Origin of the sequence: Methylosinus sp. Sm6, from assembly GCF_019802345.1 — a bacterium.
Taxonomy (GTDB): Bacteria; Pseudomonadota; Alphaproteobacteria; order Rhizobiales; family Beijerinckiaceae; genus Methylosinus.
On the sequence record NZ_JAINDZ010000013.1, the window covers coordinates 21,808 to 44,343 of the forward strand.

Sequence of the window (22,536 nt, forward strand, 5' to 3'; positions counted from 1 at the left end):
TCGTCGTGTAGACGCCGCGCGCGACGAGGGCCGCAGCCGACATTCAAGAAAGAGCTTGTCGTCTGCTTCATCGAATGTGATGGGCTTCGAGAGCGAGCCTCTAAGGCTCGCCCGTTCACCCGGTCAAATCGGCGCCACTCGTCTCGCGGCCGAGCGAGGACGATCTCGTCTCGTCGCCAGCAGCTCAGTCGAAGCCATTGACCGCCAAGCTTGATCAGATAGTATCGCTCGGCCCGGAGCCGTCGCCGAAGATTTCCAGCACAAATCGCGAGGGGGTCGTTCGCTGCAACCTGGGCCTGTGAGACATCATCATCTGTTGCGGAGGCCGGAATCAGTGGATATAGGCGCGCTTCTACCCGTCGGCTCGCGTATCGTGGTCCTCGGCGATCTGATGCTCGATAGTTACATTCACGGGTCGGTCAACAGGATTTCTCCCGAGGCGCCTGTTCCCGTGCTCCGGTTCGTCGGCCAGGACGAGACGGCCGGCGGCGCGGCCAATGTCGCATTCAATCTCAGCGCCCTCGGGGCCGATCCGCTGCTGATCGGCATCGTCGGCGTCGACGACACCGCCGACAGGCTGGCCGCTCTGATGGCCTCGCGCGGCATCGCGACCGAGCTGGTGGCGAGCCCGGACCGGCCGACGACCATCAAGACCCGCGTCCTCGCCTCTCGCCGCCAGCAGATGCTGCGCATCGATCGCGAAGTGAACAAGCCGATTCCGGAGGAGGTCGAGAATCGCCTTCTCGAACGTGTCGCGGCCGCGCTCGACGAGGCGCAGGCGATCATTATTTCGGATTACGCCAAGGGCTGCCTCACCGATCGGGTGCTCGCCGGCGTCATCGGCATGGCCAATGAACGCGGCGTGCCCGTGCTGATCGACCCCAAGCGCCGAGATTTCTCGGCCTATGCCGGGGCGACCTACATCAAGCCCAATCTCGCCGAGCTCGCGGAAAGCACGGGGATGGACTGCTCGACGGATGAGGCGGTCGCCGCCGCCGCGCGCCATCTCGTCGCGCGCACCGGCGCGTCGATCCTGCTGACGCGCTCCGAGCGCGGCATGTCGCTCTATTCCGTCGACGGCCGTGAAGAGGTCGCGCTGCCGACCGCCGCGCGCGAAGTTTTCGACGTCTCCGGCGCGGGAGACACGGTCATCGCCACATTCGCCCTTGCTCTGGTCGGCGCGGCGACGCGGCATCAGGCCATGCGCCTCGCCAATGTGGCCGCCGGCGTCGTCGTCTCCAAGGCGGGCACGGCGACGGTCGGCCGCGACGAGCTGACGGTGGAGCTCGCCGGACGCCGCGCGCGCAGCATCGCGCCTGCGGCCTCCATTCTCCGGCGCCAGGAAGCGCGCGAGCTCGCCCAGCGCTGGCGCGCGGAAGGCTTCACGGTCGGCTTCACCAATGGCTGCTTCGATCTGCTTCACCCCGGCCATGTCGCCATTCTGCGCGGCTCCGCGGCGGAGTGCGACCGGCTCGTCGTCGGCCTCAACAGCGACGCCTCGGTGCGGCGGCTGAAGGGCGAGACGCGTCCCGTCCAATCCGAGGCGGCCCGGGCGGAAGTCATCGCCGCAATCGGCGTCGTCGATGTGGTGGTCGTCTTCGACGAAGACACGCCGCTCGAGCTCATCACCGCGCTCGAGCCCGATGTGCTCATAAAGGGAGGGGACTACACCGAGGATCGCATCGTCGGCGCCGAATTGGTCAAGGCCGGCGGAGGCCGCGTCGTGCGGATCGACATCGTCTCCGGACATTCGACGACGAATCTCATCGCGCGCTCGCGCCAGGATGAAAGACAATGGGAATTGACGGAGTCGTGATCGAGGCCCGGAACTGGCTGAAGAATTCGATCTCGCTCTGGGCCGAGCATGGTTTCGATCGCTCCCGTCGCGGGTTTCACGAGCATCTGACGCTGGACGGGCTCGCCTGCCACGCCGATTTCCGCAGGCTGCGCGTGCTGACGCGCCAGATCTACGTGTTCTCGAGCCCGATCGGCCATGACGCTCCGGGCGCGCGCGACGTCCTGCTGGCCGGGCTCGACATTCTGCTCGGGCCCGCGAAGCATTCGGGCGGCGGCTATGTCAATCGCTTCGACCTCGACGGCAAGGTCGTCGACGAGACGCGCGATCTCTACGACCTCGCCTTCGTGCTCTTTGCGCTTTGCGCGGCCTATCGTCGCCTCGGCGACGCCGCTCTGCGCGACGAGGCGAGAGCCCTCGTCGACTTCATTCTCGCCCGGATGAGTCACGCCGATGGCGGCTATGTGGAGGCGCTGCCTGCGCGTCAGCCGCGGCGGCAGAACCCGCATATGCATCTGCTGGAGGCGGTGATCGCCTGGTCGGAGCAGGATCCGTCCGGCCCCTTCGCCGCCATGCGCGATGCGATCCTCGATCTCTTCACCACGCGCTTCTTCGACCCGAAGGCGGCAATCCTGCGCGAATATCTCGCCGATGATCTGTCTCCCCTGCCGGGGCGCCAGGGCGAGACATGGGAGCCCGGCCATCATTTCGAATGGGTCTGGCTGCTCGAAGCGGCGGCCCGCGGCGGCGCGCGGCCTTTGTCCGAGGCGGCGCAGGCGCTGATGGCCCGCGCATGCGCGGACGGGCTCCATGACGGCGCGGGCGCGGTGCGCGCAGAACTCGACGCCTCCGGCGAGATCATCTCGGCCGGCGCGCGCATCTGGACCCTCACCGAATGGATCAAGGCGGAAGCGATCACGCCAGGACCGCAGCGCGACGAGCGGGTGGGGCGGGCATGGTCGGCGCTTCGGCGCTATCTCGCCACGCCGGTCGAAGGCTTGTGGTTCGAGCGCTGGACTCCCGAGCAGGGCTTCGTCTCCGACCCGGCGCCGGCCACGAGCCTCTATCATATTTCGATGGCCGTGCACGAAATGTGCGAAGGGCGCGAGCCATGACGTCGGGAGCGGGCAGAGGCGCGGTGTTCTTCGACCGGGACGGCGTCCTCAACGTCGACACCGGCTATCTCTACGACCCCGCCGATTTCGTCTGGGTCGAGGGCGCGCCGGAAGCGATCGCCGCGGCCAAGGCCGCCGGACTGCTCGTCGTCGTGGCGACCAATCAGTCCGGCGTCGCGCGCGGCTATTACGAAGAGAGTCATGTGCATGCGCTGCACGCCTTCATGAACGACGATCTCACAGCACGCGGCCTGCCGCGCATAGACGCTTTCTATCATTGTCCTTACAATGACGTCGGGTCGGTCGACATCTATGTTCGTCCTGACCACCCCGACCGCAAGCCGAACCCCGGCATGCTGCTGCGGGCCATCGCCGACCATGGTCTCGACCCGATGCGCTGCGTCATGATCGGGGACAAGGAGAGCGATGTGGAAGCCGGGTTCCGCGCCGGCATGCGCGCCCTTCGTTTCGAGGGCGGCAAGCTGGACGCGCTCACGCGCAGAGCGCTCGCGGAACTGCTCGACTCTTCGGCCGCCGCGAGCTGACGCGCTTTTTTCGATCCGAGCCTTCCTCGATCCAAGCCTACTTCGATCGATCCCGCGCCCTCACAACATCGGCTTGCCGCCGGTGACGGCGATGGTCGCGCCCGAGACATAGCTCGAAAGAGGGTCGGCCAGCATCACATAAGCCGTCGCGAGCTCGGCGGGCTGGCCCGGCCGCTTCATCGGCGTGGCGCCTCCGAAGCTTTCCACCCATCCATCCGGAAGCGTGGAGGGAATGAGCGGCGTCCAGATCGGGCCCGGAGCGACGGCATTGACGCGAATGCCTTTGCCCGCGAGCATTTGCGCCAGTCCCGCGGTGAAGTTGTGAATTGCGCCCTTCGACGTCGCATAGGCGAGAAGCAGAGGATTGGGCGCGTCGGAATTGATCGAGGCCGTGTTGATGATCGCGCCGCCCGGCTTCATATGCGGAACGGCTGCTTTGGCGAGATAGAACATCGAATGGAGATTGACACGGAAGGGTCCGCCATTGCTCGACAATGAGCGGCGTCTTGAACGTCGCCAGGGGGCCAGAATTGCTCGACGCCCGGCGGACCGCACGAGCTCCCGAGCCGATTCCGCATCCACATCCTCATCGAGATAGGAAATCAGTCGGATCGGATTGCATGGCCGCGGGACTCTGATGCCGGGACAACGATTGCCCGTGCGGCGAGTTCCCGGAAGCTCTCGCGCCAACAGAAGGGACCGAGCGCGGGAGCGCCGACCAGATAGTTCGCGCCGGCCGCGGCGTCCATGCGGATGCGCCGGCGCGGAGCTTTCGGCTCGCGTGACGCGTGATCAAGGATGAGAAGGCGTGAGACGGCAGGGATTTTTGGTGGCCGCTGCGACGCTGCTGGCGGCGCCGGCCTGAAGCCGAGCGACGGCGCCCGTCTCTAGCTGTCGCGTTTTTTGCGCAGGGCAGGAACCGCGTCCGGCATTCATGGTTATCGTGGATCAAAAAGCAGCCGAATCGGGAGGACGAGATGGGACTGTTCACACGCGACATCGAGAGCTTGGATGATCTTTTCCTGCATCAGCTGCAGGATATGTACTATGCGGAAAAGCAGATCATCAAAGCCATGCCGACGATGATCGACAGCGCGTCTTCGGAGGCGCTGAAGGACGCGCTGCAGACGCATCTGCGCGAGACGGAGCAGCAGGTGCAGCGTCTCGAGCAGGTGTTCCAGCTGCAAGGAGCGCAGGCGCAAGGCGTCGAATGTCCGGCGATCGACGGCATCATCGACGAAGCCAAGGATGTGAACTCGGAGATCGCCGACAAGTCCGTGCTCGATTCGGCGTTGATCGCTTCGGCTCAGTCGGTCGAGCATTACGAGATTTCGCGCTACGGCACGCTCATCGCCTGGGCGCAGTGCCTCGGCAAGACCGATTGCGTGCCGCTGCTGCGCAAGACTCTCGAGGAGGAGAAAGCGGCCGACGCAAAGCTCACGGGATTGGCCGAGCAGACGATCAATCGTCGCGCGGCGTGAGGGACCCAGGGAGGCGCCGTCATGTTCATCCACAACAAAAAGCTGCAGTACACGGTTCGCGTGTCGGAGGCGAACCCCGTTCTCGCGAGCCTCATGCTCGAGCAGTTCGGCGGGCCACAGGGCGAACTGGCCGCGGCAATGCGCTATTTCACTCAGGCGCTCGCGGAGGAGGACCCGGGTCGCAAGGACATGCTCTATGACATAGCGACGGAGGAGCTCTCGCATCTCGAGATCATCGGCAGCATCGTCGCTATGCTCAACCGCGGGATGAAGGGCGAGCTCGCGGAAGCGACCCAGACGGAGGCGGATCTCTATCGATCGCTGACGCAGGGCGGCGATAGTCATACGCAGGCGATTCTCTACGGCGGCGGGCCTGCATTGACGAACTCCTCGGGCGTGCCATGGACGGCGGCCTATATCGACACGATCGGCGATCCGGCGTGCGACTTGCGATCGAATATCGCCGCAGAGGCGAGAGCCAAGATCGTCTATGAGCGTCTCGTCAACGTCACCGAAGATCCAGGCGTCAAGGACGCGCTGTCCTTCCTGATGACGCGAGAGATCGCGCATCAGAAGTCGTTCGAGAAGGCGCTCTGCTCGATCGAGCAGAATTTCCCGCCCGGAAAGCTGGAGGGCAAGCGGCAATTCGCCGATCTCTACGTCAACACCTCGCAGGGAAGCGGGGACAGCGACGGTCCCTGGAATTCGGGCGACGAATGGAAGCGCCTGGATGACGTCGTCGGGCAAATTCCTTTGGACGGCGGAGCGGGATCGGCGACGGTGAAGTTGACGGAGATGGAGGCCCAAGACCTCACCACCTTCATGCGGCGCATGGAGTCCCACCTCGACGACGGCAGACGCGGCGATCCTGCGGCTCACGAGCCTCGCGGAGGATGAAATGGACGGGATCATCTATCTTGTCGGCCTGATCGTCGTGATCATGGCGATCTTGTCTCTTCTCGGGCTACGCTGAAACGTCGCGAAAGGACATCACGATGACCGATCTCGCCGCAGATGTCGCGCCCTCGACAACGCGATCGGTTCCGACCTCTTCGGTCGACTGGCCGGCGATCATCGCCGGCGCCCTCGTGGCGGTGGCGGTATCTTTTGTCGCAACGGCGTTCGGCGCGTCCATCGGCCTGACGGCGACCTCGCCCTACCGAGGCGCGAGCCCCTCGTTCTTCTACATCGCCGTCGGGCTGTGGATGATTTTCGTCGCGGTGTCGAGTTTCGCGGCGGGCGGCTATCTCGCGGGTCGTCTCAGGCGGCGCGGAGAATTCGCCTCTCAGCCAGAGGTGGATTTGCGCGACGGAGTGAGCGGGCTGACGGTTTGGGCGGCAGCTGTCGTGCTCGGGGCTCTGCTGACGGCGGCGACGATCGACGCCTTCGCGCGCTCGACGCCGGGGGCTGGCGGGCCTTCCAACACGAATGCTTCGCTCGCCGATCGCTATGTCGATCGTCTCCTGCGCGGGGAGGGTGATGCGGCTCGGGGCGCTCCTGTCCCGGAGGCGACCAGGAATGTCGTGTCGAGACTGGTGCTGGCGAGCCCGACGGGAAATTTTGCGTCGGAAGACAGAGCCTATCTCGTCAACGTCATCGCATCGCAAACCAATTTTCCGCCGGGCGCCGCCGATGAGCGCGTCGACGCCGTGGCGGCGAATATGCGGTCCGACGTCGACAAGGCGCGTAAGCTGGGAATCTATTTCGGATTCCTGACCGCTGCGACGCTCGCCATAGGCGCCGCGACGGCCTGGTGCGCGGCGAGGGTCGGCGGGCGACATCAGGATCAGAACATCGACCTTCGCACCCTCGTAAAACCCTGGCGATAGGAGCGCCGCACATCATGGGACGCAACATACTGCTCTGGATGCTGGGCGTGCCGATCCCGATCATCATATTGCTGGCGTTGTTCGGACGCTGACGCGCCCCGCTCAACTGCGCTCGCGTCATCGGGGCGCGAGCAGCAGGAGGCTGGCGAGAGCGATCAAGGCGAACAGGGCGATGACCATCGTTCGGCCGATGAGCGTCCGCTTGCGGGCGACTCCGGCGGCGATACGCGCGCGATGCTGGTGAGCGGCGGCGAGGGCGCGCTGTTCCGCAGTCGGCGGCGCCCCGCCCGCTTCGTCATCCGTCCCGAGCGGCGCCGCGGCAGGATCGGGCGACGCCACCTTATCCGCGGCCAGGCCATGATCGATGTCGATACGCAGCCGGTCGCTCGTCGGCGGCCGATCTTTGTCGTCCATTGCGATCTCCTCGGGCTGCCTCGATCGCTCTCGAGATTGGGCGCGCCAGTGCAAAGGCAAGAAGGGAATCCGGCTTTTCGCCGCTTCGCCGTCGCTCGACACGCAAATTTGCGGGAAGGTCGGGAACTGTCGACCAGCCCGGCGATTTTGGCGAAACACGCGTTCGTGTCGAGCGCGCGACAGTCCAGGGAGAGGGCCATGCCGATTCGATCGACTCGACAGCTGCTCGTTCACGAGCTCCAGAGCATTCAGGACGCCGAGGCGCAGGCCGCCAAGGCGCTGCAGTCGCATCTCGAAGAGGTCGAAGACGAAGAGCTCTGCGAGCTCCTCGAACGGCGCTTGAAGGAAGGCGAGCAGGTCCGGCGGGACGTTCGCGCCTCGCTCGAGAAGCTCGACGGAAAAGGACGTGGAGCGCAGAACAAGGCTGCGCGCGGTCTGATCGCGGAAGCCGAGGAGACGGCGGAGGAGGTCGAGGCGCAGGAGATGAAGGAGGCTGTCATCATCGCCGGAGCCCAGAAGCTCGAGCATTATTGCATAGCCGCTTGGGGCACGGTGAAGGCGATCGCCAACGAGCTCAAAGAAGAAGAGCTGACGAAAGCGATGCAGCGCGCGCTCGACGAAGGCTATCGCTGGGACGAGCAAATGTCGGAGCTGGCGGAGGGCGCGATCAATCCGGCGGCGATCGAGAGCGAGGACGAGCGGCAAGAGGCGGCGAGCGCGAAGAAAGCAAAGAGCAAGCGCGGGAAGGGCGTGCAGTCCGAATAGACGGGAATAGCAGAACCGGCCGCTCCCGATTCCCGGGAGCGGCCACGCCACTAAGGCGATACGGCGAAATAAATGAATCGCTTGTCCATTCCGTTGTCGAAAAGGGCGCGTCCATTCTCCCACGAGTGGGAGAATGGACGCGCGTCGAGAGTCGGCTAATGACGCAGTTATTTCGCCGTGTCGCCTAGCGTCCGGATGTCCAGGATGGCGGATCGCTCGCCGGGAACGACTCGAGGCCCGACTCGTAAACCTCGTCCTGATCGTGTCGTTCTGCGATCGCCAGAAGATTGATGACCTTTCCCGTCTGGGAAAGCTTGCGCGCCAAGGCCTCGGCCTCGTGCGCCGCCGCCGAGGTCGGAACCGTTCCTCTCAGCACGGCCGAACCGGCTTCCAGCGAGACGCTGAGATGGTTTCGAAAAGTCGGCATCGTCCTCGAGCTCGCGCGTTTTCTGTTTGCCGCGCGTTCGGCGCGGTGATCGGATTCAGTGCTTTGCCGTCACGCCCGCTCGCTCCCGCAGCTCGAAGGCGTCGCCCTTCGACGATCTCGTCGCCGACGAAGGCTCCGCTCCGTGGAACGTCGAAGCGCCTCTCTGGTTCCGTTTCGCGGCTCGCTTGTTTCGATTCGTCCTTCGAGTGTCGGGCGGCTGCGGAAGAGTAGGGCGGCTTCCGCCGATTTGAGCGAGCCTTCAGGCTCGCTCTCGAGAGGCTGCAAATTCATCGACGCGAGCCAGGGGCGCGTCGCTGCTGAACTAGCGGTCTCGGAAAGTCGACCGCCATTTCACGACGATGACAGACGCCGCCCCGGCCAATGCAATCGCGAAACGGAATTCGGGCGCGGCGGCGGAGCCGAGCCGCTCGTCGAGCAGATGCGCGATGGCCGGATCCGCTGCGATCGTTTCGCCGGCGATCCATCCGAGAAATCCTGCGCCGGCCAGGGCGAGACTGGGGAATCGATCGAGCGCCGCGACGAGCGTCGCCGCGCCGGCGACGACGAGCGGAATGCTGACCACGAGGCCCGACGTCATCGCGACGAGATCGTCCCGCGCGACGGCCGCGATGGCGACCACATTGTCGAGGCTCATCACCAGAGTGGCGACGGCGACCGCGCGCGCCGCGCGGAACACGCCGGCGGTCGCGTCCGAGGCGCTGGGGTCGTCGTCTGGATCGATCGATCCCAGATTGCAGGCGATATGCAAGAGCGCGACGCCGGCGGCGATCCTCAGAAATGGCGTCTGCATCAAAAACGACACGATCGCGATAAAGAACGCGGTCACGATCACGGAAACGCCCACGCCGAGCGCGATGCCCCAGCGCCGCTGTCGCGCGGGGAGCTCACGGGAGGCGAGGGTGATCGCGACGACATTGTCGCCGGAGAGCAGGAAGTTGACGCCCGCCACCTGGAGCGCGAGCTCCCAGAACGACGGCTCCGCCAATCGGGAGACGAACGGCTGCATGGGACGCTTTTTGTTCGAGGAGCCGATGGCCTTATATGATATCGGGCGAGAATGATTTTTCGATTGTGACAGAGGCGCCTCTGCTCGAGCTTCGGGTAGACGCTAAGCAAAGTCTAACGGGATGGACGAGGGCGTTCGCGCGACGCTGTCGTTCGCGGTCGGAGGAGCGCTCATGTGGCCTTTGGCAGGTTTTGCTTTCGGAGCTGTCGTCGGCGCGATCGGCATCGCGCTCGGCGGAAAAGAGATGGCGGAGGCCGCTCGCCCAGGAGCCAAAGCGGTGGCCAAAGCGGCGATGGTCGCGCTTCACGAAGCGCGCGTCCGTCAGGCGCAGCTCGTCGAGCACGCCGAGGACTTGTTCGCGGAAGCGACCGCCGAAGTCGCAGAAGAGCGCACCGAGGCTGTCGCCGCAGCGATCCGAGCCAACGCGCAGAAAGCCGCCGAAGCGCGCAATGACGAGCTCGTTCGCCGCGCCGAGATCGTCGCCGCTGTCCGGGCTCTCTACGCGGAGACGCCCGGCGAGCCGTCGAGCGACAGACTGGCGGCCGCGATCGCCGCCGCCGAGGAGCGCGCTCGCGCGATCGTCGACGCGGGCCGAACGGCAGGTGGGCGCTCGGCCTCGGCCGAGACGATCGATCTCTCTGCGATCAAGCGGACGCGCGCCGGCGGAGGCGAAAATGAGTGACGAATTGCCCGCCGCGACGGTCGTCCATACGATGAGCGGACGCACGCGCCTGCGCCTCGACGAGATGCGGGGCGATGAAAAATTCTTCGCCGACGCCGCGCAAAAGCTCGCGGAGATCGGCGGCGTCCGCCGGGCGGACCCGTCGCCGCTCACCGGCGGCATTTTGCTCTTTCACGATGCGCCGCTCGCCGACATCGGCGAAGCGGCGGCAACGGCCGGGCTGTTTCGCCTCCGGAGAAATGGCAGCCGGCCGATCGAGAAGCCGGCGGATCCGAACCTTCGCCCGCGCACGGCGGCGGCGGTCGCGCTGGCGCTGGCCGCGATCTGGCAAATCAACAAGGAGAAGCTCTTTCCGTCGGCGCTCACGCTCGTCTGGTATGCGGCCGCTCTCGCCGGGCTCCGGCCTGCGGGCGGCGACGACTGGAGTCCCGACGAATAGTCCACCCTCACGATTTCTGTGCCGCGCTTTGCGGCGGCTCCGTCGGGAGAAGAAAGCGGATCGCATCATTCGCCGCCGCGGCGCCGATGGCGACGCCGGCGACGCCGAGCAGTTCGCGTCCGCCGAGGGGCGAGAGGCGAAGAATTCGGCGAGTGCAGGGAAAGGCCTGCGCCGCCGCCTGCGCGATGACCGAGAGAACAATGGCTCCCGCGAGCTTGCGGTTGGGAGAGCGGATCAGCTTGCCGGCGAGGCCGGCGCGCTCCGATCGGCAATTCACCGCGTGGAGCAGCTGGCCCAAGGTCAGTCCGTGAAAGGTGACCGTGCCGGCGCGCGCGATGTTTCGAGATCCGCCGGCGAGGCGATAGGCAGCGAGCGTGGCCACGCCCAGGACCGCGCCCTCGAGCAGAAGATAGCCGAAATCGGCCGGCGTCAGAATCGGCGCGCGAGGATCGCGAGGCGGCTGCTGCAGCAGGCCGTCGTCCGGCTCCTCGAGGCCGAGCGCCAGCGCCGGCAGCGGTTCGCCGGCGATGTTGAGCCAGAGGAGCTGCGTCGACGTCATCGCGACGCCGCCGTCGAGAAGCGCCGCGCCCAGCATGGCCAAGGTCTCGGACACGCTCGTCGAAATGAGGTAGCGCAAAACCTTGCGGATATTCGCATGGGTCGCGCGCCCGAGACGCACCGCCTCGACGACGCCGCGAAGGTCGTTCGAGACGAGCACCATGTCGGCGACCTCGCGGGCGACATCGGTCCCGTCTCCGCCCATCGCGATGCTGATGTTGGAGGCGCGCAGCGCGGGACCATCGTTGACGCCGTCGCCGGTCATCCCGACTATGCGTCCGCCATTCTGCAGCGCCCTGACGATATTGAGCTTGTCGACCGGGCTGACGCGCGCGAAAACTTGCGCCTGACCGCCCAGCGCCGCCAGCATGCCGGGAGGAAGGGCGGCGATCTCGCCGGCTTCGAGCACCTTGATGTCGCCGCCGTCGCCGAGATCCAGCGTTCGCGCGATGGCGAGCGCGGTCGCGCTCTGGTCGCCGGTGATCATGACGGAGCGAATGCCGGCGCGATGCAGCTGCTTCAGCGCGGGCCGGACGCTCGGACGAATCGGATTGGCGAGGCCGACGAGGCCGAGCCAGACGAGCTCGCGCTCGTCATGCGGATCGCCGCCCGTCTCGCCGATGGCCACGCCGAGAACGCGCAAGGCCCGCGCCGCCATCCGCTCGTTCGCTTCGCGAATCTGCGCGCGCGAGGCTTCGTCGAGCGGCGTGGCGCCGTCCCGCGCCGCGCGTGCGGAGCAGCAGAGCAGCACCTCCTCCGGATCGCCTTTCACACAGAGCAGTCGCGCTCCGCCGCCGTGCTCATGCAGCGTGCTCATGCGCTTGCGATTCTCGGAGCGGGGGACGTCGGCGACGAGCGGCGCGTCCCGGCGCAGGGCCGCCACGTCGACGCCGAAAGCCAGCGCCGCCTCGACCAATGCGCATTCGGTCGGCGTTCCGTCGACGCGAAAGCCCTCGCTCATTGGCCGCAAGGCGGCGTCGCTGCACAGAGCCGCGACTTCGAGCAGGCGCTTCGTCGCTGCGGACGCCGCAGGCGCAGCGTCGTCGCCGCCATCGACGACGAGACGCCCGCCCTCCAACGACAGGAGCGAGCCGTCGACATGCACGGCGACCGTCTCCATGCGGCTGTCGGTCAGCGTGCCGGTCTTGTCGAGGCCGATCACCTGAATGGCGCCCAATGTCTCCACCGCGTCGAGCTTGCGCACCAGCACGTCGCGCCGGCGCATGTTCTCGACTCCGAGCGCCAGCGTCGTCGTCGCGACGGCCGGCAATCCTTCTGGGATCGCCGCGACGACGAGCGAGACGGCGTTGCGAAGCATGGGGATGAATCCATGCCGCCGATAGAGCCCGACGCCGAACACCAGGGCGCAGACGAGCGCATTTATGAGGATCAGCTTGCGCTCGACCTCGTCGAGCTGGCGCTGCATGGGCGTATCGGGCGGCCGCAGCGAGCCGAGCAGACGTTCGACCCGGCCGATTTCCGTCGTCGCGCCGGTCGCGGTGACGAGCGCGGTCGCGCAGCCGCCGGTGACCGCCGTGCCTCGATACAGCATGTTCCGGCGCTCGGGCAGGACCGTGTCCGGACGAAGCACCCGTTCCGCCTCCTTCTGCACCGGCGCAGCCTCTCCGGTCAGGCTCGATTCGTCGACGGAGAAATCGGCGGCGCCGATGAGGCGGGCGTCGGCGGGGATCAGCATTCCGCGCTCGAGCAAGAGAATGTCGCCACGCACGATCTGCACGGGGTCGAGGAGAATGCGCGCGCCGTCGCGCATCACGGGAACGGGGCGCGGAGAATAGTCCGAGAGGCTGCGGATCGTTCGTTCGGCGCGACGTTCGGTCGCCGTGGCGATGCCGCCGTTGAGCAGAACGACCGCTGCAATGACGGCGGCGTCGATCATTCCGCCGGTCAGGAGCGACAGCGCCGCCGAGCCGGCGAGGAGGAGCGCCGGCAGGCCGACCATCTGATCGCCGAAAATGGCGGCCGCCGAACGCGGCTTCACGCGCGGGATTTCGTTGCGGCCGTGAGCCGCCGAGCGGCGCGCCGCCTCGCGAGCGTCGAGACCCGCCTCGGCGCGGGCTCCGAGCCGCAGCGCGCAATCGCCGGCGGTCATGGCGTGCCATTGCAGATCGGCCGGCTCGGCGCCGGCGACGGCGGCGCCGAGGGACCACGCCGAACGCTCTTCGGCCGGATCGCGCGGCGACGCGGCGACGGCGTCCTCGACAGCCTGCAAAATTTTCCGCGTCGACGCTGGCGCAGAAAATTCGACGAGCACAGTGGCGGTCAAGGCGCTCGCGCGAACAGACGTCACGCCCGGAAGCGCGAGCAGCCCATTCGTCAATGTTTCGACGACGGAACATCGCTCCGCGAGTCCCGGATGACGGAGTCTCACCCGACCCGGGACCGCCGCATGGACGATTTCCGCGCGGGCCAGCGACTTTTCGGCATTGGCATGCACAGGCGTGGCCATTGTCGTCCGATAGTGCGACCGGGCGGGTCCGAACGCCCGCGATCCTATTTAATTCGCATGCGCTCACAAGAAATAGCCGGCGTGAGGGTTGCGACATCGGCTTCGGCGCGACCCGCGACGTTTCTGCGAGTGGCGCTCGCCGATCTCGATCGTCGCCGTTGCGGTCGGCCTCCTGTTCTCGGCGGCGGTCGGCGTCGTCTTCGGCTATCATTCGGCGTGGAAGGCCGCGCATGTCCCTTTCCAGGGCGCTCGAGTGAAGGATAAAATCCCCAACCCTCGTCCTGAGGAGCCGCCGCAGGCGGCGTCTCGAAGGGCGGCCGTGGGGCGAAATCTTTAGCTTTCTTCCCATTGCCGTCCTTCGAGACGCCCGCTTCGCGGGCTCCTCAGGACGAGGGTCAGGGATATAGTCCTTCACTCGACTGCCCTGACAAGGTGCCGCGTTGACTGCTTTCCGAGCGCGCTGATATATCCGCGCTCGCGACAGGTTCCGGCGGTCCTCCCGATGACGGCGCAACCTCTGGAGGGCGCCGATGCGCGGCTATCGGGCAAGCACATTCGATCTGCGAGACGAGGGCGCGGGAGGGGGCGACGACCCCCGTCCTCGGGGATGAGCGCCATGGGTGATTTCTCGCTGCATGGCGGCCGTCTGGCGACCGCCGCGAAGCTGTGGCCTGCCGCGCCGCTTCCGTGGATCGACCTCTCCACCGGGATCAATCCCGATCCCTATCCAGCGCCGCGCGCGAGCCGCGCGGCCCGGGCCCGCCTGCCCTTTCCCGAGGAGGTCGCCGCGCTGGAGGCGGCCGCCGGCGCCGTCTTCGGACTGCGCGATCCGGCGAATGTGGTCGCTCTTCCCGGCGCCGAGGCGGGGCTACGCCTCTTGCCGCATCTGCTCGGCGCCGAAACGGTGTTCGCGCCGGGGCCGACCTATGCGAGCCATGGCGAGGCGTGGGCGCAGGCCGGCGCGCGGCAGGTCGGCCGAGAGGAAGACGCCCGGACAATGGTGCTCGTCGACCCGAACAATCCCGACGGGAGGACGCAGGAGCGCGGCGCGCTCCTGGCTCTCGCCGATCGGCTGCGGTCGCGGGGCGGCTGGCTCATCGTCGACGAGAGCTTCGCCGACGTCTCGGACCGCCCGAGCATTGCCGCCGAGGGCCATTCGCGCATTCTGGCGCTGCGCTCCTTCGGCAAGTTTTATGGCCTCGCCGGGCTGCGGCTGGGCTTTGCGCTGGCGCCGCTCGAGACGGCGGCGCGGCTGCGACGGCTGCTCGGCGACTGGCCGATCGGCGCGGACGCCGTCGCCGCCGGCCTCGCCGCCTATGCGGACGCGACATGGCGCATCGCCGCCCGCGAGCGGCTTCGCGCCCGCGCCGATCGCCTGGACCGGATGCTCGCCCGCGCCGGGCTGAAGGTGATCGGCGGAACCTCCTTGTTCCGCCTGGCCGAGGCCGATGACGCCGGCGCGCGCTTCGACCGGCTGGCGGCGGCGGGAATCCTCACGCGGCCCTTCGATCATTCACCGCGCTGGCTGCGCTTCGGGCTGCCGCGGGCGCGGGAGATGGCGCGGCTCGACGCGGCGCTGGCGAGACGCGCATGAGCGGGCTGACCCTGGCGGCGCTCGCGCTCGAGGCGGCGGTCGGCTATCCCGACCGCCTGCATCGACGCCTGCCGCATCCGGTCGTCCATGTCGGCGCGGCGCTGTCCGCCTTGGAGCGCCGATGGAACCGGCCCGAGCGCGGGGAAAGCGCGAAAAAAATCGCCGGGGCGGCGACATTGTTCCTCGTCGCCGGCGGCGCCGCGCTCGCCGGCGCCGTCGCCGCCCATGCTCTCGGCCACGGCCCTCTCGGAGCCTCCGCCCTTGCGCTTCTGGCGACGACCGGCCTCGCCCAGCGCAGCCTCTACGATCATGTCGCCGCCGTTCGTCGCGCGCTAGCGAGCGGGGACCTCGACGCAGGGCGAGAGGCCGTCGGCCGCATCGTCGGGCGTGATGTCGCCCGGCTCGACGCCGGCGATGTGGCGGCGGCGGCGCTGGAGAGCCTCGCCGAGAGCTTCAACGACGGAGTGGTCGCCCCGGCCTTCTGGCTGACGGTCGGCGGCCTGCCGGGGCTCTTCGCCTATAAGGCCGTGAACACCGCCGACAGCATGATCGGGCACAAGGAGCCGCGCTGGCGCAGCTTCGGCTGGGCCTCGGCCCGCGCGGACGATCTGATGAATCTCGCGCCCTCGCGCCTCGCCGGGGCGCTGATCGCGCTCGCGGGCGGCGGCTGGCGCGTGATGCTGCGGGACGCCGGCAAGCACGCCTCGCCCAACGCCGGCTGGCCCGAGGCGGCGATGGCCGGCGCGCTCGGCCTGCGCCTGGGCGGCCCCGCCTCTTATGACGGCGCGCCGGTCGACCGTCCGCAGTTCGGCGATGGACGCCGGCCGCAGGCGCACGACCTCGGCCGCGGCCTGAACCTCTATGTAAGGGCCTGCGGCCTGTTGTGGCTGCTCGCGGCGGGAGCGGCATGGCGCTGGCCGTGACTCCGAACGCCATCGAAACGGCATTGGAGGTGAGTCGGGGATACCATGTACATGGGATGGGCCGCCCGCCCGCCTATTGCTAGAGAGGGACGAGTTCGAGATCACCCTCGAGTTCCGCCCGCGCGGACCGCCCCGCGCGGATGCGCTGTTCTCAGCGCTGCAATTTTTCGGCTCGACGTGGAAGAGATCGTCCATGACTGCGCGCTTTGCCAAGACATCAGCCATTTCCGCGTTCGTCTCCGCCGCTCTCGGCCTTCTCGGCGCCGCGACGACCGCCGAACCGGCCCGCGCCGCCCCCAACATCCTCTTCGTCGTCCTCGACGACGTCGGCATCGACCAATTGTCGATCTTCGGCTATGGCGGGGCGACTCCGCCCAAGACGCCCAACATGGCGAAGATCGCCGCCGCCGGCGTGCGTTTCTCCAACGTCTGGAGCATGCCGCAGTGCTCGTCGAGCCGCTCGACCTACTTCACCGGCCGCCTGCCGCCGCGCACCGGCGTCGGCCTGGCGATCCAGGAGAACCACCTGCCGCAAACCTACGTCTCCTCCTATGAGACGACCCTGCCGAGGCTGCTCGAGACCGCCGGCTACAAGAGCGCGCTGGTCGGCAAATACCATCTCGGCTCCGAGCGCGACCCGGCAGGCGACTGCGCCCCGGCCTCGCGCGGCTTCGACAGTTTCGCCGGCAACATGCGCTCCGGACCGCCGTCGATCGATCTGACCGCCGGCAATGTCGATCCGACCGGCGGCCAGGTCTGCGGCTATTATCAGGGCCGCGCAGCCGGCGCCTGCTACACGCAGAGCTCGAGCGGCCTCTCCTGCCGCTACATCCGCTCCGACCAAACGGATTCCCAGACCTCGCCGGCCCGCGCCTGCCTGCAGCGCGGCGGCATCTTCACTCCCGGCAAGAACTGCGGCGCCGACACGCCGGCGGCGAGCGACTTCGACCGCTTCAACGCCTATTACGTCTGGCCGCGCACCGCCTTTTCCGGCAAGCGCTCGCCGACGCTGTCGAGCTGCGACGTCGGCTCGACGGTCGATCGCACCTATCTCACCGTCGCCCAGCAGAACGACGGCGTGAGCTGGTGGAAGAGCCAGACCGGGCCGCGCATGCTGACACTGTCGTTCAACGCCATCCACGCCCCGTTGCAAAAGCCGCCGACCACCCTCGTCCCCGACCCGGACAATGCGCCGTCGACCTGCAACGCCATGGTGCCCGACCGCAATTTGCTCAATCTGGCGATCGAGAGCCTCGACACCGCCATCGGCCGCACCCTCGCCCAGATGGGTCTCGCCCAGCTCGCCGCCGATGGCCGCACCATCGCACAGCTGAACCTCGGCGACACCCTGGTGGCGATCATCGGCGACAACGGCAGCTTCGGCCCCACCGTGCGGGCGACCGACGGCTTCGACGCCGGCCGCTCCAAGGGCACGACCTATCAGACCGGCGTCTGGGTTCCGCTGATCGTCGCCGGCGCGCAGGTGGTCCAGCCCGGGCGCGTCGTCGACGCGCTGATCAACACCGCCGACCTCTACGGCCTCTTCGCCGCCGTGGCCGGCCTCGACGCCGCCAAAATGACGCCGCCGTCCCACCGCCTCGACAGCATCCCGATGCGCGCCTATTTGACCGATCCGACGGCGACCCCGACCCGCCAGATCAACTACACGGAGATCAACTCCGGCACCTTCACCCCCGATCTCGCCGAGCGCAGCTGGCCCTGCGTCATCGGCTCCCAGTGCTCGGACGTCCTGTTCCCGACCGAGGGGTTCTGCAAAGACAATGGCGGGGTCTGGTACGGGCCGGGCGCCGCCACCCAATATTCCTCGTGCTGCGCCGTCGCCGCCGCCAACCCCTCGGCCGGCGTCACGCCGATGGCGGTGCGCCAGCGCGCCGCCCGCGACATCCGCTGGAAGCTGGTGCGCAGCGAGAAAATGAACTGCTCCAAGCCGCTCGCCGGCTCCGGCCAGCAGCCGGTGGTCCCTTGGGCCGAATACGCCACCCAGAGCAAGGACGAGTTCTACGACCTGAAGAAGGTCGCCGGCGCCAATCCCGCCGGCATGGATTACGCCGCCAACGACAAGCTCGCCTCTTGCGCCGCCGCCGACCCGGCGACCTGCCTGCCGTCGAACCTGCGTTCGACCTACCGCAAGCTCGCCGCCGAGATCGACCGCATCGCCGACGAGACCAGCGAGGAGGCCGCCTGCCGCGCCAAGGGCGACGGCAACCTCGACATGCGCATCAATCGCCAGGACATCGCCGGCTGGAACGCCTTCGCCGGCAAGGGTCCGAGCCGCTACGACATCAATGTCGACGGCGAGACCGACGAGGATGATCTGGCGATCATCCGCGCCAATCTCGGCCACACCTGCATGTCGGTCTGCCGCCGCGCCGATCTCAATCGCAACGGCAAGGTGGGCGAGGCCGATCTGGCGCTGCTGCGCGCCCAGTTCGGCCCCTGCAAGGACACGCTGTGCGGCGGCGATCTCGACGGCGACGGCCGGGTCGGCGCCAGCGACGAGGTCAAGATGCTCAAGGTCATCGGCATCTGCGGCGGCGGCGCGCGCTCCGCCGCCATCGGCCACTGACCGGCATGGCCCACGCCGCCGCCCGCGCCATGTCGCTCATCGCCGTTGCGACGGCGGTCGGATTCGCGCTGGCGATGTCGCAGGCGCGCGCCATCGACCCGCAGGCCCGTCTCTGCCGCGCTTATGCCGGCAAGCCCAAGGGCTTCGGCGCCGGCGACGCCCGCGCCCTCACTGCCGGCATGTCGTGGGCGCCCGGCGGGGCGTTCCTCATGGGCTCGGAGGACTTCTATCCGGAGGAGCGCCCGGCCCACCGCGTCTCGGTCGGCGGCTTCTGGATCGATCGCCATGAGGTTACCAACGCTCAGTTCGCCGCCTTCGTCGCCGCCACCGGCTGGCGCACCGTCGCCGAGACCGGCCTCGACCCGAAGGACTATCCGGGCCTGCCCGCCGAGCTCATCGCGCCGGGCTCGATGGTCTTCGTCATGCCGACGACGAACCCCGGCCGCTCGCGACCCGAGAGCTGGTGGCGTTACGTCCACGGCGCCGACTGGCGCCATCCCGGCGGCCCCGGCACCTCGATCGACGGCAAGGACGCGGAACCGGTGGTGCATGTCGCCTGGCGCGACGCCCGCGCCTATGCCGACTGGCTCGGCCGCGACCTGCCGACCGAGGCGGAATGGGAATATGCCGCCCGCGGCGGGCTAGAGGGCCGGCCCTACGCCTGGGGCTCGGAGGTCCGTCCCGACGGACGTTACATGGCCAATAGCTGGCAGGGGGCGTTCCCGGTCTTCGACGAGGCCTCCGACGGCTTCCACGGCCTCGCCCCGGTCGGCTGCTACGCGCCCAATGGTCTCGGCCTGTTCGACATGACCGGCAATGTCTGGGAATGGACGGGCGACTGGTGGGCCCCCGGCCACGCCGCCGAGGCGAGCCGCGATCCACAGGGTCCGACACGCAGCCCTGGCGGCGACGAGGCCCTCGCCGCTCGGGTGATCAAGGGCGGCTCCTGGCTCTGCTCGTCCAACTACTGCGGCCGCTACCGCCCCGCCGCCCGCCAGCCGCACGAGATCGACCTCGGCGCCTCGCACCTCGGCTTCCGCACCGTCTTGCGCGGGCGCCCGCCGCCTGCTCCGTGAGCCGCGCGCGGCGATGTGATCTCGTCCCGTCCCGTCGCGTCCGCCGATCGCTTCGACCAGTCCAGTCCGCCGCGCCCGCGGCCTGCATATGGGCGGCTGCCGGATTTAGGGCGCCACGCTTGCTTAGATCGGCTCGCTGTGTAGCTTCGCGCAGAATGGTCTTACATCCTGAGTGAGCAGGCGTCGCAGCGTCGTTCGGACGGCTCCATGGATGAGGCTTCGAGCACGAAAGCGCAGTGCGACGGGAGGGAGAACATGCGAGAGCCGCCGGCGCGCGCGACCGGAGAGAGCGAGACTCCGCCTCGCTGCCGCATTCTGCTCGTCGAGGACGATGGGCCGATCCGCGAGCGGCTCGCCCGGGTGATCGGCGCTTGGCCGCACGGCGAATTGCTCGCGGCCTGCTCCACCCTGGCGGAGGCGACGGCGGTCATCGACAGCCGGGGCGTCGATCTTCTCGTCACCGATCTCAAGCTGCCGGATGGGCACGGCGTTCAAGCAATTCGCCTTCTGCGCGCCGCGCATCCCGAGGCGGAAGCCATGGTGATATCGGCGCTGGCCGATGATCGCAGCGTCATCGAGGCGATCGAGGCCGGCGCCTCCGGTTATCTCCTCAAGGATAGCGATCCGATCGATATTCTCGACGCCATCGCCGATCTTCTAGCGGGCCGTTCGCCGATCTCCTCGACGATCGCCCGCACGATCATTCGCCGGATATCCGGTCACGCGCCGGCGCGCGAGCAGGATGCGCCAACTGCGGCGGAACGCCTCACGCCGCGCGAGATGGACATATTGCGCGGCATCGCCAAAGGCCTCACCTATGCCGAACTGGCGGCGCATCTGCAGATTTCGCGGCAGACCGTGCCCGCGCACATCAAGAACGTCTACCGCAAGCTGCAATCGAACAACCGTTCCGAAGCCGTCTACGAAGCGTCGCGCCGAGGCCTCATCCGACTATGAGCCGGCGGCATCGGCTCGGCGGCGCGATCCTCGCTGTCGCCGCCTTGGGCGCGGCGATCGCCGGCTCCTTCGCCATTCTCCCCGAGCCCGCCGACGCCATCGTCGTCGATCGCGCCGTCCTGCGGTTGGAGAGCGGCTCCATGCGCGACATTCGCCTTCCGCCGAGCGCGGCGGAGCGCCGCCTCGCTGCGGCGGAGCGCGTTGCTTATCTGCTGCGCGTCGATCTGGCGTCGCCGCCGGGAGAGCCGCTGTTCCTGCTCGTTCCCCCGACGGGACAGGATTTCGCATTATCGCTCAATGGAGAGCCGATCTACGACAGCGACCTTCGCAGGATCTGGGCGGACCCGATCATGCGCGGCTCACTGCTCGTTCGTCTGCCGCGCTCCCTGCTGCGCGCCGGCTCCAATGAATTGGCCTTCACTTTCGAGAAGTCGCAGACGATCATTCCGGCGCGCATGGGACGAGTCTTCGTCGGCGGCGGATCGGCGCTCGCTCCCGCTTTCAAGCTCCGCAATCTGATCGAGACACATTTGAAGGTGGCGGCGCTGGCGGCGCAGGCGCTGTTCGCGATCGGCATTCTGATCGCTTATCTCTATCGTCCGAGGGACCGTCTCTTCGCCTGGCTGGCCGCGGCGGCCCTGCTCACATTGATCGTGTCGGCCGGTCTGATCGTGGAGCTCGACAGCAATCGCAGCTTCATTCGGCCGCATATCATCGCGCTTCTTCCGGCGACCGGCCTCGCGACCATCGGCGTCGCCCTCGGTCTGCTCGGCCGGCGTCCGCCATTCGCGCTCGCGGCGGCCGCCGCCGCGATTCCGGTCGTCCTGAGCTCGGCGTTGGTTGCCGGCGCGATCTCCAGAGAAACCGTCGCGGCGGTCGGCGTGGCTCTCAATCTGGCGGCGGTCGCCGTCGCTCTGGTCGTCCTCGCCTGGGGAGCTGTCCGGCGTCATAGCGCCGACGCGGGATTGCTGCTGGCGCCCGTCTTCCTTCTGGCATGGTTCCAGACTCGCGACGCCGGCATGCTGTTCGGCTTTTTCGACGGCGAGATCGTGATCGCGCCCTATGCGCGGCCGCTCGTGCTCGCCGCCTTGCTCGTCATCTTGATGCGAAGCCTGGCGCTGAGCCTCGATAAGCTCGATCGTGCGAACGAGCATCTGAATGCGAGGCTCGAAGAGCGCGAGGCGGAACTGGCGGCGCTCCATCTGGAGGAACGCCGGGAGGCGGCGAGGCTGGTCCGGGAAGAGGAGCGCCAGAGGCTGACGCGCGATCTGCACGATGGAATCAGCGGGCACCTGATTTCCATCATCGCCATGGCCGAGCGTTCGCCGGCCGACGCCAGATTTATCGAGCAGATCGCGCGGGAGGCGCTCGACGATCTGCGGCTCGTCATAAACTCTCTGGATCTCGAGGACCATGAACTGCCGCTCGCCCTCGCGACCCTGCGTGAGCGGCTCGCCCCCCGGCTCGCGCGCATCGGCGTCGACCTCTGCTGGTCCAATGACGGGCTCGCGGAAGTGACCGGCGTCACGCCCGGCAATGCGCTGATGATTCTCCGTATCGTGCAGGAGGCGGTCACCAATGCGATCAAGCACGGCCCGGCCCGGCGCATCGTGATCCGCGCCGGCCGGGCGCCCGATGGCGCGGTGATCACCATCGAGAACGACGGCCGACCCTTCGCCATCGGCGCCTCGGCCGGCTGGGGCGTCGAGAACATGCGCCAACGCGCGCGGCGACTGGGCGGAGACCTCGAGATCCGCGCTTTCGACGCCGGAACGCGCGTGACGATCACGCTGCCGTCTCGGTTGCCAGATCTCAACGGATGAACCGCGCGCGACGACGAGGCGGTCGCCGCGCC

Annotated in this window: 19 protein-coding genes and 1 pseudogene; 15 read left to right on the forward strand and 5 right to left on the reverse strand. The window is 67.9% G+C overall.

The window, feature by feature from the left end:
* Positions 1-334: 334 nt before the first annotated feature.
* From rfaE1 to K3F48_RS10575, 3 genes are read left to right on the forward strand one after another with little or no spacing between them, the layout of a single operon-like run.
* Positions 335-1,816: a D-glycero-beta-D-manno-heptose-7-phosphate kinase gene (gene rfaE1, locus K3F48_RS10565; RefSeq protein ID WP_370631401.1), complete on the forward strand. Its 1,482-nt coding sequence runs from the start codon at positions 335-337 to the stop codon at positions 1,814-1,816.
* Positions 1,795-2,910, forward strand: a complete 1,116-nt coding sequence (locus K3F48_RS10570; protein WP_222575404.1) for an AGE family epimerase/isomerase — start codon at positions 1,795-1,797, stop codon at positions 2,908-2,910. The genes rfaE1 and K3F48_RS10570 overlap by 22 nt, the downstream gene beginning before the upstream one ends.
* Positions 2,907-3,455 carry an HAD-IIIA family hydrolase gene (locus K3F48_RS10575; protein ID WP_222575405.1) on the forward strand — a complete coding sequence of 183 codons (549 nt, stop codon included), beginning with the start codon at positions 2,907-2,909 and terminating at the stop codon, positions 3,453-3,455. Before K3F48_RS10570 ends, K3F48_RS10575 begins: the two co-directional genes overlap by 4 nt.
* Positions 3,456-3,515: 60 nt before the next feature.
* On the opposite strand, the pseudogene K3F48_RS10580 reads toward K3F48_RS10575, so the two are convergent.
* A pseudogene (locus K3F48_RS10580) lies at positions 3,516-4,061 on the reverse strand (SDR family oxidoreductase); the annotation flags it as partial.
* Between the two features lie 371 nt (positions 4,062-4,432).
* Between K3F48_RS10580 and K3F48_RS10585 the strand changes: the two are divergent.
* From K3F48_RS10585 to K3F48_RS10595, 3 genes are all read left to right on the forward strand, one after another.
* The gene (locus tag K3F48_RS10585) at positions 4,433-4,936 is read left to right on the forward strand and encodes a ferritin-like domain-containing protein (protein ID WP_222575406.1); all 504 of its coding nucleotides are present in this window, start codon (positions 4,433-4,435) and stop codon (positions 4,934-4,936) included.
* 21 nt (positions 4,937-4,957) lie between these two features.
* The gene (locus tag K3F48_RS10590) at positions 4,958-5,833 is read left to right on the forward strand and encodes a manganese catalase family protein (RefSeq protein ID WP_222575407.1); all 876 of its coding nucleotides are present in this window, start codon (positions 4,958-4,960) and stop codon (positions 5,831-5,833) included.
* A 98-nt stretch (positions 5,834-5,931) separates the two neighbouring features.
* Positions 5,932-6,765, forward strand: a complete 834-nt coding sequence (locus K3F48_RS10595) for a hypothetical protein (protein ID WP_222575408.1) — start codon at positions 5,932-5,934, stop codon at positions 6,763-6,765.
* 117 nt (positions 6,766-6,882) lie between these two features.
* Here K3F48_RS10595 and K3F48_RS10600 read toward each other — a convergent pair whose 3' ends face one another.
* Positions 6,883-7,179 (reverse strand): hypothetical protein, encoded by a 297-nt coding sequence (locus K3F48_RS10600; protein ID WP_222575409.1) that lies wholly within the window; start codon positions 7,177-7,179, stop codon positions 6,883-6,885.
* Positions 7,180-7,377: 198 nt separating this feature from the next.
* Here K3F48_RS10600 and K3F48_RS10605 point away from each other — a divergent pair, with 198 nt between their 5' ends.
* A complete protein-coding gene (locus K3F48_RS10605; protein WP_222575410.1) occupies positions 7,378-7,944 on the forward strand; it encodes a ferritin-like domain-containing protein in 567 nt (188 codons plus the stop codon).
* Between the two features lie 184 nt (positions 7,945-8,128).
* Here the strand turns inward: K3F48_RS10605 and K3F48_RS10610 are convergent, their stop codons facing one another.
* A complete protein-coding gene (locus tag K3F48_RS10610; protein WP_222575411.1) occupies positions 8,129-8,371 on the reverse strand; it encodes a BON domain-containing protein in 243 nt (80 codons plus the stop codon).
* 322 nt (positions 8,372-8,693) lie between these two features.
* The gene (locus K3F48_RS10615) at positions 8,694-9,398 is read right to left on the reverse strand and encodes a YjbE family putative metal transport protein (RefSeq protein WP_222575412.1); all 705 of its coding nucleotides are present in this window, start codon (positions 9,396-9,398) and stop codon (positions 8,694-8,696) included.
* 172 nt (positions 9,399-9,570) lie between these two features.
* Between K3F48_RS10615 and K3F48_RS10620 the strand changes: the two genes are divergently transcribed.
* A complete protein-coding gene (locus K3F48_RS10620) occupies positions 9,571-10,080 on the forward strand; it encodes a hypothetical protein (protein WP_222575413.1) in 510 nt (169 codons plus the stop codon).
* On the forward strand, positions 10,073-10,519 hold the full coding sequence (locus K3F48_RS10625; RefSeq protein WP_222575414.1) for a hypothetical protein: 447 nt from the start codon (positions 10,073-10,075) through the stop codon (positions 10,517-10,519). Before K3F48_RS10620 ends, K3F48_RS10625 begins: the two co-directional genes overlap by 8 nt.
* A gap of 7 nt (positions 10,520-10,526) precedes the next feature.
* On the opposite strand, the gene K3F48_RS10630 is transcribed toward K3F48_RS10625, so the two are convergent.
* Complete coding sequence (locus K3F48_RS10630) at positions 10,527-13,544, reverse strand: HAD-IC family P-type ATPase (RefSeq protein WP_222575415.1); 3,018 nt, start codon at positions 13,542-13,544, stop codon at positions 10,527-10,529.
* A 616-nt stretch (positions 13,545-14,160) separates the two neighbouring features.
* Between K3F48_RS10630 and K3F48_RS10635 the strand changes: the two genes are divergently transcribed.
* From K3F48_RS10635 to K3F48_RS10660, 6 genes are all read left to right on the forward strand, one after another.
* The gene (locus tag K3F48_RS10635; RefSeq protein WP_222575416.1) at positions 14,161-15,138 is read left to right on the forward strand and encodes an aminotransferase class I/II-fold pyridoxal phosphate-dependent enzyme; all 978 of its coding nucleotides are present in this window, start codon (positions 14,161-14,163) and stop codon (positions 15,136-15,138) included.
* Positions 15,135-16,061 carry an adenosylcobinamide-phosphate synthase CbiB gene (gene cbiB, locus K3F48_RS10640; protein WP_222575417.1) on the forward strand — a complete coding sequence of 309 codons (927 nt, stop codon included), beginning with the start codon at positions 15,135-15,137 and terminating at the stop codon, positions 16,059-16,061. Before K3F48_RS10635 ends, cbiB begins: the two co-directional genes overlap by 4 nt.
* A gap of 193 nt (positions 16,062-16,254) precedes the next feature.
* Positions 16,255-18,648: a sulfatase-like hydrolase/transferase gene (locus K3F48_RS10645; RefSeq protein ID WP_222575418.1), complete on the forward strand. Its 2,394-nt coding sequence runs from the start codon at positions 16,255-16,257 to the stop codon at positions 18,646-18,648.
* A 5-nt stretch (positions 18,649-18,653) separates the two neighbouring features.
* Entirely contained in the window at positions 18,654-19,724 is a 1,071-nt protein-coding gene (locus tag K3F48_RS10650) for a formylglycine-generating enzyme family protein (RefSeq protein WP_222575419.1), read from the forward strand.
* Positions 19,725-19,979: 255 nt separating this feature from the next.
* Complete coding sequence (locus tag K3F48_RS10655; RefSeq protein WP_222575420.1) at positions 19,980-20,681, forward strand: response regulator transcription factor; 702 nt, start codon at positions 19,980-19,982, stop codon at positions 20,679-20,681.
* The gene (locus K3F48_RS10660) at positions 20,678-22,504 is read left to right on the forward strand and encodes an ATP-binding protein (protein ID WP_222575421.1); all 1,827 of its coding nucleotides are present in this window, start codon (positions 20,678-20,680) and stop codon (positions 22,502-22,504) included. Before K3F48_RS10655 ends, K3F48_RS10660 begins: the two co-directional genes overlap by 4 nt.
* Positions 22,505-22,536 lie beyond the last annotated feature (32 nt).